This window comes from Akkermansia sp. AE01SA01 (assembly GCF_036417395.1).
Classification (GTDB): Bacteria; Verrucomicrobiota; Verrucomicrobiia; order Verrucomicrobiales; family Akkermansiaceae; genus Akkermansia.
Window position 1 is genome coordinate 1,365,980 of sequence record NZ_CP143890.1, and the last position, 14,684, is coordinate 1,380,663.

Sequence of the window (14,684 nt, forward strand, 5' to 3'; positions counted from 1 at the left end):
TTTGGAGTGGGTGTGACATTTGCACCCACTCTTTTTTTATGGCGGCGTGGGATGGTGCTGGCATGGCTGAGTTAAGCATAGAAAAAACAAAGACGATTCAGTATAGTCGTAAGTTGCAGTCGGCTCTGCAACAGACGGCTTCCAGACTGAGGGGATTGGTGACGGTACACACGGGGATCAGGGACAAGCTGTTTGAGATTCCGAAGATAGGGAAACGGTCCCTGTCCAAGTCCACGGGAGGGAAAACAGATACGCCGGATAATGCGAATACGTTTTCCAAACGCTGGATGGCTCCTGAGTGGTGGGAAGATGGTTATTTACACGATCGTCAGATTAATCTGGAAACCCAGTTTGGAGACCAGATTGTCACGAAGACACAGGAAGCACAGTTAGCGGCTTGTGAACGCACGATTGACGAACGCATTATTGAGGCTTGTCTTGGTGATGCTCTGGATGGAGAAAACGGAACGGGGAAGGTTGTCCTGCCCGCTTCACAGAAGATTGCCATGAATGCCGTTTACGGGAAGGCTCCGGATGTTCCGGCAGATACCGGGTTGACATTTGACAAGATCAGGCTGGCCCGAGCCAAGCTAGTGAAGAGCGAGGCCATGAAGCGCGGTGACAAGGCGATTTTTCTTGTTTCCGTTGCTCAACTTATGGAATTGCTGGGTGACGAGAAAGCAACGAATGCTCAGTATGCTGCCGTGAAGGCTCTGATGGACGGTGATTTGAAGACGTCTTTCATGGGCTTTGAATGGGTGCAAACGGAACATTTGCCGTATGATCCTGATAAAAAGATGCGTACGTGCGTTGCTTACGTGAGGGAGGCGGTTGATTTTGCGTTCTGGGAAGATTCCCGGACAGAGATTACGATTCGTACGGATAAGAAGAATTGTACGCAGATTTATACCGTGATCGGTTTGGGCGGCGTGCGGTCCGAGGATAAGGGCGTAGTGGCCGTGGAGTGCTACGAGGAGCCGGATGTGGCGTAACGGGGTTGTCCTGGGGGTTCATGCCTCCGGGACGGTCTTTTTTAGTTAATAGTTAAGAGTTAGTAGTTAGTTTAGTGAATAGGAGAATCAAGAGAAAGAAGTTGATAGCCATGAGCAAGTTGACGGATGAAGAGAAGAAGGCGGCTGTGGAGGCCGGGAAGCAGGGCGTGAAGGATGCCTACGAGAAGACGAAAGGGAAGGCTCTGAAGTGGTGGGAACGGCTGTTGTGGCTGGTGCTGGCCGGTCTGGCCGCCGCTGTTTCCGCCGTGTGTTCCGGGTGCGGGGCGTCTGCCGGGATGAGCCTGTCTTCCGATCAGGGGATGCTGGCGGTTTCCCGTGACGGTAAGACGGGGGCCGTGGTTGTTTCCGTAGTGAAGCCGCAGGAAGAGGTTCCTGCGGTGGAACAGCGGATGACGAAGTGATGGACGTAGTGGACTGAGTTGATAGATTGGACAAGATCATGTGTCAGCCGATAGATTGGGTTTTGCGTATTGTCAATACTTTACGCGCGGCCTTGGATGGGAAGAACGGTGTGTTGACGTTGCTAATTATCGTATTGAGTGGCGGGTTTATCGGCATGGCGTGTATTTACGGTGATTTCAAGAGTTTCTTGAAGGAACAAACTGAAAATTACGCTATTCAAACAGAAGTTTTGAGGACGATAGATGTGCGGTTGTCCAATTTGGAGCATAGAACACAGTAGAGTTTCCGGAACGGGTCGTTGTCGTTATTGGAGGTGATCTTGGGAGTTATGGGTAACTAAAAGACTGGATAGCGATGACGGTCCGTTCCGGATTTTAAATAAGAGTACATAGAAGATAATAAGAAAGAAGATAGACAGGAATTAGTTATGGCTAAGAGAAAAGGCAAAAAAGGGAAAGGATGCGGCAAATGAAGATTGTAGCGTTGAGCATAGGGCACAGTCCACAGGACGGGGGATCAGTGAGTGCAGATAGGAAGTGGAGCGAGTTCAGTTTTTGGAAAGCTAATATTGGCAGGGTGAAGGATGAGTTGGAACGTCTGGGATATAAGGCTGTGGTGTGTAATAGGTCCGAAGTGGGCGGGATTACGCCTACTTATGCCGCGAGAGCGTGCAATGCGACGGGGGCGGATTTAGCCGTGGAGTTTCATTTTAATGAGGCAGATACTGGCATTGGTGGCACGGAAACGTGGTGCTGGTATAATTCCGAAGGGGGAAAGAGGGCAGCCAAGTTAATTCAAGCGGCGATGTGCGATGTGTTGAAGCTTCCCGATCGCGGTTTGAAGTTTGTTCGTTATAAAACTGATAAGGCGTATATGTATTTCAAGAAAACGAATATGCCTGCTTTACTGTTGGAGCCTTCTTTTGCTTCCAGTCATGTGACGGATTGTGACAGATTGGAAGAACGGATTGAGCCGTTGTGCGTGGCGATTGCCCGTGCCATTGATGAGTTTTTCAAGGGTTAACGAGGATAGTTTATGCTTGAGTTGAGTGCATGGGCGGGGCTGGAACCTGCCATACTGGATGTTAAGACGGTGAGCGGCTTGGCTCAGGTGTTTGAGCTGACGCTTACGGATTCCGCCGGCAGTGAGGCGGATTTGAGCGGCGTGAGCTTCAGGGGGGCCGTGAATACGGCTCCCCTTCAAGAGTTTGTTTGTGCCGTAGAGGGCGGTAAGCTTTTGTTCGGCTGGTCCTGCCTGCCTGCTGGACGGCATAGTTTTGATTTGTTTGTAGTGATTGGCGCGACTGAACGGGCTTTGGTACGCGGGACGATGGTGGTTGCCGGGCGTGTGGTTCCGCCTCTGGGAGAGGGTGGTGTAGTTGTGAATGATGCCGCTACTTTGGTTTTGCCCGATACGGTGGACGGGGTTATCAGGGTAGAGTTGTCTGAAGCCGGTTTGGTGGATTTGTTGAGCCGGAGGGCCGGAGCTTTTGCTGATGGCGCGGAGGCGGCCCTGAAGTCTATTGAGGAGTTGAAGAGGTGGATTGGTGAGAAGGTGGAGGGGTTTGGCAGTGTGGCGGATGCGGCAGTGAAGGCCGTGACGGATGCGGGGACGGAGGCTGTGAGTGCAGTGGAAGGGGCCGGAACGGTTGCTACGGAGGCCGTGAAGGCGGCGAAGGATCAGGCCGTGCAGAGTGTGAGGGAAGAGAAGGGAACGGCGGTGAAGGCCGTGACGGATGCGGGGACGGAGGCTGTGAGTGCAGTGGAAGGGACCGGAACGGTTGCCACGGAGGCCGTGAAGGCGGCGAAGGATCAGGCCGTGCAGAGTGTGAGGGAAGAGAAGGGAACGGCGGTGAAGGCCGTGACGGATGCGGGGACGGAGGCTGTGAGTGCAGTGGAAGGGACCGGAACGGTTGCCACGGAGGCTGTGAAGGCGGCGAAGGATCAGGCCGTGCAGAGTGTGAGGGAAGAGAAGGGAACGGCGGTGAAGGCCGTGACGGATGCGGGGACGGAGGCGGAGTCGTCCATTGCCGGAATGGTCCAAAAAGCTACTGATGCCAGCACTACCGCACAGACGGCACAGACAGCAGCAGAAGCGGCAGCGGAAAGAGCCGGGACATCCGCCACCAGCGCGGCCAGTGCCGCCACGGCGGCCCAGCAGGCCCTGGACGCCATCCCGCAGGTGGATGCCGGAGGCAATATGACGCTGGACGGAGGGCTGACCACGGCGGCCACTATCAACGCCAACGGGGGGATTAATATTCCCGTAGCTCCATCCATGGATACGCAGGCGGCCAGATTCCGCGAGGTGCAGCTTCTTCAGGAGATGGAGTTTTCTCCGTTGAGGACTTATTTCAAGTCTCCCGACCCTGTTCCCTTTGGCGTGCTTCTGGACCGTTTTTGGTGGGCTGCCAACAGAGATAATATGCCGGCATGGACAGTAGCCACGGCCGAGTTTTCCTGGATCAGTCCTGACTATCATAATACCTCTTACGACGGCTTGACGAGTTGCTATTTTCCGATGTCCTGCGGTTTGGGGTTTGGACGGTGTTTCGATTCCATCGCCATCGGCAATGTTGCTTTCAATGCGGATTACGCGAGCCTGGATGGAGATCCGTTTGTCACGCCCGCGGATTATATGAGGTATTGGGTTGATGTTCAGATTGGCCGTCCGGCCAATGCTCAGTGCAGCGTGTTTGTCCGCATGTTCCGGTGGGATCGTGATTCCGCCAGTGTCGTCAATACCGAGCATGGTTCTACAGTTCCTGACAGTCTTGCGTTGCGGGGTGTGGCCTTGTCCATGACGAGTGAGTTTTCCGGGGTGTGGCTGGTTGGTTTTGATAAGAAGGTTGGCCGTCTTGTTTCCTACAAGGTTTTGCCGGAGATGTTTGAAGGGGATTCCTATCTTGGGGCGTTATCCAATAATAGATTGTCTCTGGCAAAGACAGGATGGCATGCGGCTATGGGAGTCCATGCTCCCCGATATTATGGAGGGACTGTTGTGGGAGAGTGGTGCAGTTTGATTCAGGCCAGTTAGAGTTATGAGTGAAAGACAATTACAAATTCAGTTTCCCCGGCCCGGAGTGTGGGAGGAGTTTACGATGACCGCCGTGTACCGGGATGCGGAGGGTTACATCCGCACGGACCGCTATACGCAGGACGAGATCCCCGCCGATCAAGCCCCGGCCATGGCCGCCGTTGTGGCCGCGCTGGTAGGGCTGGCCGAGCCGTGGCAGGCGTCTCAGGTGTGGGCGCATCTGATGACGGCGACGATCTACAGTGAGGATGATCCTTACACCCCCACCGGGCAACGGGACGAGGTTGCGCTTGATGTTGAGGCCATCAATCCCCAAGGCGGACGCAGGATGTTCACGGCTTACGACTACCCGGCTTTCATTATCACAGACCCCGCCGCCGTAGTTTTTTTTAATTATTTTACGAAAGAAAATTGATGAAGGTTAGTTTATTGAGTATCAGGGAAGAGGCGTATGAGTGTCTTGGCGTGACTGAGTTGCCGATAGTGAGTCATCCTCATTATGATCAGAGTTTGAAGATTATTAAGAGTGTGCTGGAACGGTGTCTGGAAGGGCATTCATGGTTTTTTGCCCGGAAACGGGTGGTGTTGCGCGGGGAGAATGGCGTTTTTGCGCTTCCGGACGATTTGCTGGTGCTGTTGTGGTGCGGGGTGGATAGTTATGAGCTGATCGGGCATGAGTTGAGATGCCGTGCCGGGGAGAGGGTGGAGGTTCTGTACGTTTCACGAATTTGCCTGAACGAGTTAGAAGGGAATGAAGTGACGGATTTGCCGGGGTATTTTGTGGATTGCGTGGTACACAAGACGGCTGAGAGATTGGCTCCGATGGTATCAGGGAGTCAGGAGTTGCGCGTTTCCTTGCATCAGTTGTATATGCTGGCTTTGGATGATGCGAAGCTGGCCGATGTGAGGCAGTATGCCAGCAATGGGCGCGTGGTGGAACCGCTGGATATGTGCGAGGGGACGGATGGTTTTTTTAATCCTTGTTATTGATTTTTTATGAAGTTTACCAGATTTGGGTTTGGGTCCGGGTTGATGTCGCGGGATTTGGCTGGCCGGGTGGAGGTGGATGCTGTGCATCGGGCATGTAGTGAGCTGGTGAATTTCGAACTGTTGCAGTCCGGAGCGGTGCGGAGGCGCAATGGGAGCCGATGGCTGAGAGATTTGCCGGGGAAGCCCGTGGCGATGCAGGCGTTTCATTGGTCTGACGGGACGCTGGCCGTGGTGGCGGTGTTCGATATGGATTTGATTGTGCTTTCTGCAGAAGGGGTGCAGTTGTTCCGGTGTGCCTATGAGGCGAAGGGCGGTCTGGTCCGGTTCTGGCAGATTAATGACCTTGTGATTATTACCAATTCAAAGGCTTTGCCCGTGAGGCTGACGAATAAGGGCGGTGTGTATAATGTGGAGGAGATTGTTTGGAGCCATTACCCGCTTGAGGGGAGTTTTAACCAGTCTTTTCCGCTGACTTTTTCTGGAGTGAATTTCCGGGTGGCGGATGCCTGGGATTTTTGCGAGAGAATGGAAGATGCCGAAGAGAATCCGGAAGATCCGGGAGAAGTGGAGGTGGAGGTTGACAGGAAGGAGTATAGTTTCAGTTTTACTCAGTATGTGAAGCAACATGGTTATAGGTTGAATAATGAGTATATTGTTATAGTGCAGTATAATTCCGGGAAGGGGGTGTATTATTGGGAGAAGGGGAGTATGGTGACGGCCAAGAGTGAGGCTTTTTACAATTTTTTCCCTTCCGTGACGGTGGCCGGAGGGATGAGTTATCGAATGAGGTTTCCGGGAACGTGGAGAGGAACGATTATTGTGGAGGTTTCTACGAATAACGGATCAAGCTGGAGAGAGAAGGCGCGGCTGGATGGGACGAAGAAGGAGCTGGAAGAAACGGTGGAACAAGATACTTTGGTGCGTTTCAAGTTTTATGAGTATGTGAATAATCTGAATTGGGTGGAACAGCCGGTGATGGAGGTGTTCCGGCGAATGACGGTGACGCCTTCAGGAGCCGGGGACGTGGTGCGTGCGGAGTATGATGGCAAGATGTTTTGTGTGGGGGATGTACTGGCCGTAAGGCATAAGATTAGTGAAAGGAAGGTAAATTTTAGTTCTTCTGCTCATTTGATCGGTTTGGCGGCGGCGAATCTGAAGACGACGAGTTATGCCGTGGGGAAGAGGTTGTATGTGGATGTGTCCGGCGTGCGGAAGTATTGGACATGTGTGAAGGCGTGGAAGGCTGATTCTACAGTGCCAAGCGGTACGGATTTGGATGCGTGGCCGTCGTTTTTTGAGCCGGGGTGCGAGTTTTTCAGGTCCGTGGTAAGCGGGGCTTTTGAGTTCGGTTCCAAGAACGGCACTGTTTATAATAAATGGGAGGTTCAGACGTCTTCAGACGGGGTGCGCTGGGAGACGATGATTACCAATAACGATGAAACGCTTCCGAATACGGAGGTTATTTTAACCGGGGATAATGACGGGGTTCCGTTGTTGATGAGGTGTGCTCTGATGGAGCATGGACAGGGGGTGCAGGTGAGCAGTATGAATAAGTGGTTTAAGCGCAAGAGGTTTGATTTTATTAATTACGTCCGCGTGGAGTCCCTGAAGGATGACGGAACGGGACAGGTGACGGTGCTGAATGATCCGGATATGTTTAAGGTCCGTCATTGCTGGGAGTGGGATTTTTTTGCCTTCCGGGAACAGAACGGTTTTCCGTCAACGTGTGTTTTGCATGCCGGGAGGCTGGTGTTCGGCGGAACGGCGGGACAACCGTTGACGCTGTGGTTCAGCGTGGTTGACGATTATTTTAATTTTCGGACAGGGGATAATACTGCGGATTCCATGCTGTTGACGCTTTGCAGCAGTCAACAGAGTGCGCTTGTGTGGCTGGCGAGTTTCGGTAATGCCTTGTTGTGCGGTACGACATCAGGAGAAGTGGCCGTGAGGTCCATTAAGGCAGACGTGTTGAGCAGTGCTTCCGCTGTGGCGGAGCAACATAGTAATTGCGGGAGTTGTACGACGAGCGACGTGCTGATGACCACGGACGCGATTATGTTTATGGACCGTTCCGGCAAGAGGCTGAGGCGTATTAGTTATTCGATGGATAATGAGTTTTATTTCGCGCGGGATATGACGGTGTTTTCTTATGGGGTTCTGAGCGGCGGTTTGAGGTCTATGGTGTGGCAACGTGCGCCGGAGCCGGTTGCATGGGTGGTGCCTGATTCCGGAGAGTATGCAGGGAAGTTGATGGGGATGCTTTATAATCCGGATCAGGAGCTTGCATCATGGTTTTGCTGGGATTTCGGCGGAGATGTGGCTGGTCTGGCCTGTACGGCGACGGGGAAGGCCGTGGATGATCTTTTCCTTGCCGTGGAGAGGGATGGTGCAGTGACTCTTGAGATGATGGATTGGAATGCCCGTGATTACGATTGCGAGGGGAAGATTAATGTTCCGTTTAAGGCGCGGCTGACGACAACGCAGATGGATTTGCCGGAGTTTTTCGGCCGGAAGGCCGTTACTCCTAAAATAAGCGTTTTGATGGATGACGTGGATTTGACCGGGGCCATGTGCGGCAATGGCGGCGGCAGTATGCAGGCGTTTTCCGTGAGTTCCGGAAATGGCTGGGTGAGTGTGTCAGCCCCTACGGATGGACAGTTCCGGAGGGCATTGGCTTTGAGCATTGCACGGGGGCATGGCCTGATTCTGGCCGGGATGGTGGGGAATGATTGAGGTCAGAGTTGCGGGAGCCGGTTGAATGCGTTTTCCGATTCCCGCAAAGAGAATGCGGCATAGCCTTCATGGATTTTTGCGGAGTCGTGGCCTACGATTTTTTGAACAAGCATCGGAGGGACTCCGGCTTCATGCAGAAGGGTGGTGGCTGTGTAGCGGAGGGAGTGGAAGGAGAGGGCGTTTTTGTGCCGGGTTTTGTCCTGGGAGGTGCCGTATTGTTTTTTGTAGCGTTTTCCGGCAAGGGTGGGATCGCGTTCGACGAGGCCGCATGTGTAGAGGATTTTTCCGAATTCTATGGAGAGGGGGGAAGCTTTGCCCGCATGGAGGTATTTTTGGGCCGCTGAGGGGTGGATATGCTCGCTGGTGCGGTGTTGGTATCTTTCTTCCAGCAAGGCCCGTAAACGGTTCCAGAGAGGCACTACAAGCGGTTTTCCGCGTTTCTGGGTGCGGATGTAGAGGGTGCCTTTTTCAAAGTCCACGGCGTCCCATGTGAGGCAGGCAATGTCTCCCAGACGTTGGCCGCCGGTATAGAGTGAGGTGAGGATCATGCTTCGCCATTCCTCGGTGCTGTTTGCAAGGATAAGCTGAAGCTCCGGAAGGGAGAAGGGGCGTCTGGGGATGGAGGTGGAAACAGAACGGGAGAGGGCGGTGATGTGGGCGACGGCATCGCACGGGTTTGTAGTCAGAATGTTCAGGCTTTTTGCAATGTCAAAGATGTGTTTGATGGCCCGGAAGTGTTTTTTACGGGTGGTGGGCGCGTACCGGGAGTTAAGCCAGTTCTGGAAGTCATCCATCATGAGGGGGGTGATGGTGTCGAGAGGGTTTTCTTTTTTTTCTCCAAGCCATTCACAGAAGAGTTTGGCCGCGTCGCTGTAGTTGCGGTAAGTGTTTTCTTTTTTGTTTCTGATCATGATGGCAAGCCGTTCGTCCATCCATTCCTTGACGGATGGAAGGCGAATGAGTTTTCCAGTCAATCCGGCCATTTCCGAGATGACGCGGCGGATGTGGACGTCCTTGAGTTTTCCGTTGGCCGTTTGTTCGTAGGAGTCAGCTATTTTTTGAGCGTCTTGTCTGAGTTCTCTGGCCGTCTGGGTTGAGTTGGGGGGCGGTTCAATGGGGATTTTTGTGGAGCGGGTTATGGTTTTCCATTTGCCTGAAGGATGTTTCCAGGCGAATTGAGCAATCCAGAATCGCGATGTGGGAAGATGTCTGATAATAGCCACAAATTGGTTACATAATTTTTTACACAATACGTCAATGTATTTTAGCGTCTTTCTAGTAACCGGTACTTTTCAGGATAAAATGGAAAGCTTTATTTATTAATGAGTAGTAATAAAAAATCCCGTCCGGGAAGGGACAGGATTTTAAGGGGAAGTGGTACGCGGTATAGGATTTGAACCTACGACCTCCACCATGTCAAGGTGTTGCTCTACCACTGAGCTAACCGCGCGTTTGGAAGTGCGGGCGGATTATTACCCGATTAAGACGGAAAGAGCAATACTTTTTTTGAATCCTGCCCATTTTATGGAAGATCCGGAAAGATTCCGGACTTGGGAAAGACGCTGATTTTTCTTTCTATCCGGCCTGTTTCTGATAGGTTGAAAAAAACATTTCAAAAGTGCGATGAACAGACATTTGATTTTTGCATTATGCGCCGCAGTAGGATTCAGCGTTTCCGGGGGTTCTCTGGCTCAGGACGCCCCGGCGGACAAGGAAGCCGCCGCCAAAGCGGCCAAGGCTGCCAAGGTGAAATTCCGCTGGGGAAAGAGCCTGAAGAGCGCCCAGAAACAGTCGGAGGAAACGGGGCTTCCCATCATTCTTCTTTTCACGGGAACGTCCTGGTGCGGTTACTGCGTCAAACTGGAAAAGGAAGTCCTTTCCAAGAAGGAATTCAAACAGGGCATGGACGGCGTGGCCATAGGCGTCAAATTCGAATTCAGCAGTTCGGATTTCAGCAAGTCGAAGGAGGCCAAGACATATAAAGTCACGGGTGTTCCCGCCATGGTCGTGGTGGATGCGGAAGGCAAGGAACTGGGGCGCACGGGTTATATTCCCGGACGCACTCCCGTCCAGTACGTTGAATTTTTCAAGAAGTACGCGCCCAAAACCTCAGAGGTCAAATAGAACTGGTGTTCTGACCGAGGTATTTCAGGCAGGAGCGGCTGCAGACCGCCGCTCCTGCTGTTTGTTATTAAAGGGTGCGGAAGAATTTTTTACCGGAATCTTTTCTGTGACAAAAACACATTGAATGAAGCTGCCTTCCATCCGGTCTTACCTGCATGCCTGAATTTACAAATGCATTTAGCGGATTGAAGGAAGACCGTATGCTCACTCACAATGAACTGGTGAGGGCCATCCGGTTCATGATCGCGGCGGAATATGAATCCATTCAGATTTATACCCAGCTTGCGGAATCCACGGACAACAAACTGGCTCAGGAAGTTCTTCTGGACATCACCAATGAAGAAAAGGAACACGCCGGCGAATTTCTCCGTCTCCTTCAGGTACTGGCCCCGGATGAACAGGGCTTCTACGACGAAGGGATGGGTGAAACCAATGAAAAAATTGAAAAATTGAAAGGGTCCTGCAAAGACGGCCAGTGTGCCGCCGGCAAGGACGCCCATTGACGGAGACTCCCCGCCGTTCATGGTTGAAATGCCCGGTTTTTCCCCAGGGAGGCCGGGCGTTTAAATATAGCGCTTTCTGCCTGGACTGCCTGCCGTATATGGAAGACGGCGCAGCCGCCGGAGCGCCCAATGAAATTCGGCGGCTTGATTCCTCCTGGCCGGAGAAAAGTCCGGAGATGCGGAATTACCCGTGTCCTGCCGTGTTCTTGTGAATGCGAAGGCCGGGAAACCTGGGCGCACGGATGATATCCATTCCAATGCCTGTCTGCTCTTCCGTAGTCTGGGAATATGTTTCACAAAAAAATGTCGAAGGGGAAGGAATTTTCATTAGACCAGTTTTCGTAGCGAAAGTTCAAAGAATGTCACGAAAAAATTATGACAAAACCATATTGAATGAAAGAGTAGCGTATTAAGTCATACCCAATATGCCTGAATTTACAAATGCATTTAGCGGATTGAAGGAAGACCGTATGCTCACTCACAACGAACTGGTGAGGGCCATCCGGTTCATGATCGCGGCGGAATATGAAGCCATCCAGCTTTATACCCAGCTTGCGGAATCCACGGACAACAAACTGGCCCAGGAAGTCCTTCTGGACATCACCAATGAAGAAAAGGAACACGCCGGCGAATTTCTCCGTCTCCTTCAGGTACTGGCCCCGGATGAACAGGGCTTCTACGACGAAGGGATGGGTGAAACCAATGAAAAAATTGAAAAACTGAAAGGTTCCTGCAAAAGCGGCCAGTGCTCCTCCGGCAAGGACGCCCATTGACGAGGATTTCCCTTCGTTCATGGTTGAAACGCCCGGTTTTCCTCAGGGAGGCCCGGGCGTTTTAATGTGCCGGAGTGCCGGCTTCCAGATCCGCCGCCAAGCGTGCGCAGAAGGCGATGCAGCGTTCACACGGGCGGGATGCATAATAGGCCGCCGTCCTGTCGCCGGGGCGCGCCGTTTCCCCCGCCAGTTGTTCCGGAGTCAGGCCCAGCAGTTCCCGGCAGTACAGCGTGCCGAATTCTTTCTTGAAATCCGAGGCCAGGGACTGCACCAGGGAAAAGATTTTTTCCTTTTCCCCGGTATCCGGGGAGGTATTGCCGTGCAGACTGCCGGCTACCATGCTCAACCCGCAGAACGCGCCGCAGACTTCCCGCATGCGGCCGATGCCCGCCCCCAGCGGGGAAGAGAGCCTGAGAGCCGTCTCTTCCGACAGTCCGCAGACATCCGCAAAGGCCGTGAACACGGACTGGGAACAATTGTAGCCCTGATGAAAGTAGTCCAGCGCGCGGGCTGCGCGGTATTCCCCGGAAATGGTCATGGGCGGCTGTCTATTCGTCTGTTTCCGGAGAAGCGCTTTCCGTTCCTTCCTCCGCCTTTTTCTTGTCTGTCAGCCGCAGCATGATGATGTAGCAGACGGCCAGGACGAGTACGGCCAGAATGAGGGGCAGGCTTTCGCTCTTCACGGTGCGGATCAGTTCTTCAGGTGACTTGAGCAACTCCGGATGCCGTTCGCCGATCCGGTGCCCGTACCAGGCGAGCACGGCGCACCAGGCGAAGGCGCCGAGCGTGGTGACCAGGGAAAATACGCCGAATCCCATGCGGACGATGCCGGCCGGGATGGAGATCAGGTGGCGGATGACGGGAAGAAGACGCGCGAAAAAGACGCCGGACACTTCATAGCGCTGAAGGAAAAGTTCCGCCTTCTCCACCTTGTGGGGCGGCATGAAAAAGAATTTGCCCCAGCGCATGATGACCGGGCGTCCGACGACTCTGGCCACCACATAAGTGATGGCGGATCCCACCCAGGAACCGAAGGTCCCGGCAAGAACGACGCCCCAGAAGCTCATGGGGGCGTTCGGTTGGGCGGAAAGAATGGCCGCGGGAGGAATGACCACCTCGCTGGGCACGGGAAAAATGGAGCTTTCCATGGCCATGAGAATGATGACGCCCGCATATCCCCAGTCCTGGACCCAGGACATCCAAAGTGTGATCAGCTCATGCATACCGCGCGTATATTGCATTAAAATCCTTGAAAGAAAAGTCTTTTATTGCCTCGCTGGAGGGGAGCGGGTAAAATCCGCAGGCGTACGGCGCGCGTCGTTCCAGAGTATTATGAATCTTTACATTATAGCGGGTGAGAAGAGCGGGGATATTCACGGAGCCTTGTTGCTGAAAAACCTGCTGCGTCTCATGCCCGGCCTGAAGGTCCGGGGGCTGGGCGGCGGCGGCATGCATGCGCTGTGCCCGGAGGTGGAAGACTGGGCGGATGAAGCGGCGGTGATCGGCTTTGTGGAGGTGGCTAAAAAATACGGCTGGTTCAGGAAGCGCTTCCTGGCCCTGCTGGAGCAGATCCGCCGTGACCAGCCGGACTGCCTGGTCCTGATTGACTATCCGGGATTCAACCTGCGCATGGCGGAGAAAGTCCGCAAATACTGCCCCCATACCAAAATCGTTTACTTCATTTCTCCGCAGGTCTGGGCCTGGCACCGCGGACGCATTCCCAAAATGGTTCGCACGCTGGACCTGATGATGTGCATTTTCCCCTTTGAAGCCCCCCTGTTCCGGGAGGCCGGATTGAAATCGGAATTTGTGGGGCATCCCCTGGTGGACGAAATCGCCGCCATCCGGAAGGAAGGCGTGCGGGAACCTTCCCTGGTCGGCCTCTTTCCCGGCAGCCGGAACCGGGAGATAGACAGGCATTTCCCTGTATTCGCGGAAGTTATCCGCCGCCTCTCCCGGACGAGGCCAGACCTGAAATTTGAGACCGCCGCCTCCAATGAGGCCCTGGCGGAAAGAATGCGCGGCATGGCGCGGAAGGCCGGAATGTCTCCGGATATCTTCAATATCACCGTAGGGCGTTACCATGAACTCATGGACCGCGCCGCGGTGGGCGTGGTGGCCTCCGGCACCGCCACGATGGAAGCCGCCCTCCACCGCCTCCCGTACATGCTCGTGTACAAGGTCCCCCTGCTGACGTACTGGATGGCCCGCATGCTCATTAAAATCCGCTTCATCGGCATGGTGAACATTCTGGCGGAAAAGCCCGTGGTGAAGGAACTGGTTCAGTTTGATTTCACCCCGGACAAGGTCATAGAAGAAATTGAGCGGCTGCTCGTTCCGGAAAACAGGGATGCGCTGCTGGCGGAAATGAAGCGGGCCTCGGACAGGCTGGGGCAGGGCGGAGCCGCGGAACATGCGGCGCAGGCCGTCTGCCGCCTGCTGAGCGAATAACGAATAGGAGCCTTCATTCATCCGGTCCTGCCTGTGCCGTGACGGAGACTGCCGCAGAGTGGCATTTCCCCGCGGACCCTTGCCAAAACCGTGTGTTTTCTCTAAAATCACGGCACGTTTTTTAGCTCTTATGGCCGGGAAAAAGGAAAGGGATGTCAAAACCAATGCCATGCGGCTGCTGGACGCGCTCCATGTCCCGTACAGGCATTATGCGTATGAATGTACGGAATTTGTGGATGCGCGGCACACGGCGGCGGCCCTGGGACTGCCGCCGGAAAGGATGTACAAGACTCTGGTGACGGAGGGGGCTCCCCGCCAATACTACGTATTCGTCATTCCCATTGATTCGGAACTCTCCCTGAAAAAGGCCGCCAGGGCCGTGGGAACCAAATCCCTGACCATGATCCCTGTGAAGGATATTACCGCGGTGACGGGTTATGTCCGCGGCGGCTGTACGGCCCTGGGCATGAAGAAAAAATATCCCACCGTGATTGACTCCGGCGCAGAAGCCTTGCCGGAAATCGTGGTGAGCGGGGGACGTCTGGGATGCCAGATCGAACTTGCCCCCGCGGATTTGCTTCAGGCGGCGGACGCTTCCTTTGCGGATGTAGCGGAACCGGGCGGCCGCCCATGACGGCTGCTATTCCGGAAATGCGGAT

Annotated in this window: 15 protein-coding genes and 1 tRNA gene; 12 read left to right on the forward strand and 4 right to left on the reverse strand. The window is 53.9% G+C overall.

Annotated features, from left to right (window positions below):
- Positions 1-38: 38 nt before the first annotated feature.
- The 7 genes from V3C19_RS05540 (at position 39) to V3C19_RS05570 (ending at position 8,174) form a co-directional block, all read left to right on the forward strand.
- Positions 39-992 (forward strand): phage capsid protein, encoded by a 954-nt coding sequence (locus tag V3C19_RS05540; protein ID WP_302389093.1) that lies wholly within the window; start codon positions 39-41, stop codon positions 990-992.
- Between the two features lie 110 nt (positions 993-1,102).
- On the forward strand, positions 1,103-1,414 hold the full coding sequence (locus V3C19_RS05545; RefSeq protein ID WP_302389090.1) for a hypothetical protein: 312 nt from the start codon (positions 1,103-1,105) through the stop codon (positions 1,412-1,414).
- Positions 1,415-1,883: 469 nt separating this feature from the next.
- Complete coding sequence (locus V3C19_RS05550) at positions 1,884-2,438, forward strand: N-acetylmuramoyl-L-alanine amidase (protein WP_302389085.1); 555 nt, start codon at positions 1,884-1,886, stop codon at positions 2,436-2,438.
- Positions 2,439-2,450: 12 nt separating this feature from the next.
- The gene (locus V3C19_RS05555) at positions 2,451-4,451 is read left to right on the forward strand and encodes a hypothetical protein (protein WP_330937176.1); all 2,001 of its coding nucleotides are present in this window, start codon (positions 2,451-2,453) and stop codon (positions 4,449-4,451) included.
- 4 nt (positions 4,452-4,455) lie between these two features.
- Complete coding sequence (locus V3C19_RS05560; protein ID WP_330937177.1) at positions 4,456-4,866, forward strand: hypothetical protein; 411 nt, start codon at positions 4,456-4,458, stop codon at positions 4,864-4,866.
- Between the two features lie 95 nt (positions 4,867-4,961).
- Positions 4,962-5,441 (forward strand): hypothetical protein, encoded by a 480-nt coding sequence (locus V3C19_RS05565; protein ID WP_302389347.1) that lies wholly within the window; start codon positions 4,962-4,964, stop codon positions 5,439-5,441.
- A 6-nt stretch (positions 5,442-5,447) separates the two neighbouring features.
- Positions 5,448-8,174: a hypothetical protein gene (locus V3C19_RS05570; RefSeq protein WP_302389348.1), complete on the forward strand. Its 2,727-nt coding sequence runs from the start codon at positions 5,448-5,450 to the stop codon at positions 8,172-8,174.
- A 2-nt stretch (positions 8,175-8,176) separates the two neighbouring features.
- Here V3C19_RS05570 and V3C19_RS05575 read toward each other — a convergent pair whose 3' ends face one another.
- Together V3C19_RS05575 and V3C19_RS05580 are read right to left on the reverse strand one after the other, a co-directional pair.
- Entirely contained in the window at positions 8,177-9,397 is a 1,221-nt protein-coding gene (locus tag V3C19_RS05575) for a tyrosine-type recombinase/integrase (RefSeq protein ID WP_302389349.1), read from the reverse strand.
- 152 nt (positions 9,398-9,549) lie between these two features.
- A tRNA-Val gene (locus V3C19_RS05580) sits at positions 9,550-9,624 on the reverse strand.
- A gap of 173 nt (positions 9,625-9,797) precedes the next feature.
- Here V3C19_RS05580 and V3C19_RS05585 point away from each other — a divergent pair.
- The 3 genes from V3C19_RS05585 to V3C19_RS05595 all read left to right on the forward strand — a co-directional run bounded on the left by V3C19_RS05585 (position 9,798) and on the right by V3C19_RS05595 (position 11,574).
- Positions 9,798-10,298, forward strand: coding sequence for a thioredoxin family protein (locus tag V3C19_RS05585; protein WP_302389351.1), 501 nt, complete (start codon positions 9,798-9,800; stop codon positions 10,296-10,298).
- A 155-nt stretch (positions 10,299-10,453) separates the two neighbouring features.
- Positions 10,454-10,801 carry a ferritin family protein gene (locus V3C19_RS05590; protein WP_130082607.1) on the forward strand — a complete coding sequence of 116 codons (348 nt, stop codon included), beginning with the start codon at positions 10,454-10,456 and terminating at the stop codon, positions 10,799-10,801.
- A gap of 425 nt (positions 10,802-11,226) precedes the next feature.
- Positions 11,227-11,574 (forward strand): ferritin family protein, encoded by a 348-nt coding sequence (locus V3C19_RS05595; RefSeq protein WP_130082608.1) that lies wholly within the window; start codon positions 11,227-11,229, stop codon positions 11,572-11,574.
- A gap of 61 nt (positions 11,575-11,635) precedes the next feature.
- Here the strand turns inward: V3C19_RS05595 and V3C19_RS05600 are convergent, their stop codons facing one another.
- Both V3C19_RS05600 and V3C19_RS05605 read right to left on the reverse strand, forming a co-directional pair.
- Positions 11,636-12,112 (reverse strand): C-GCAxxG-C-C family protein, encoded by a 477-nt coding sequence (locus V3C19_RS05600; protein WP_295933159.1) that lies wholly within the window; start codon positions 12,110-12,112, stop codon positions 11,636-11,638.
- Positions 12,113-12,122: 10 nt separating this feature from the next.
- Positions 12,123-12,773 (reverse strand): DedA family protein, encoded by a 651-nt coding sequence (locus V3C19_RS05605; RefSeq protein WP_130082610.1) that lies wholly within the window; start codon positions 12,771-12,773, stop codon positions 12,123-12,125.
- Positions 12,774-12,906: 133 nt separating this feature from the next.
- On the opposite strand from V3C19_RS05605, the gene lpxB reads away from it, so the two are divergent.
- Entirely contained in the window at positions 12,907-14,025 is a 1,119-nt protein-coding gene (gene lpxB / locus V3C19_RS05610; protein ID WP_295933163.1) for a lipid-A-disaccharide synthase, read from the forward strand.
- Between the two features lie 130 nt (positions 14,026-14,155).
- A complete protein-coding gene (ybaK, locus tag V3C19_RS05615; RefSeq protein WP_295933167.1) occupies positions 14,156-14,659 on the forward strand; it encodes a Cys-tRNA(Pro) deacylase in 504 nt (167 codons plus the stop codon).
- The last annotated feature ends 25 nt before the right edge of the window (positions 14,660-14,684 follow it).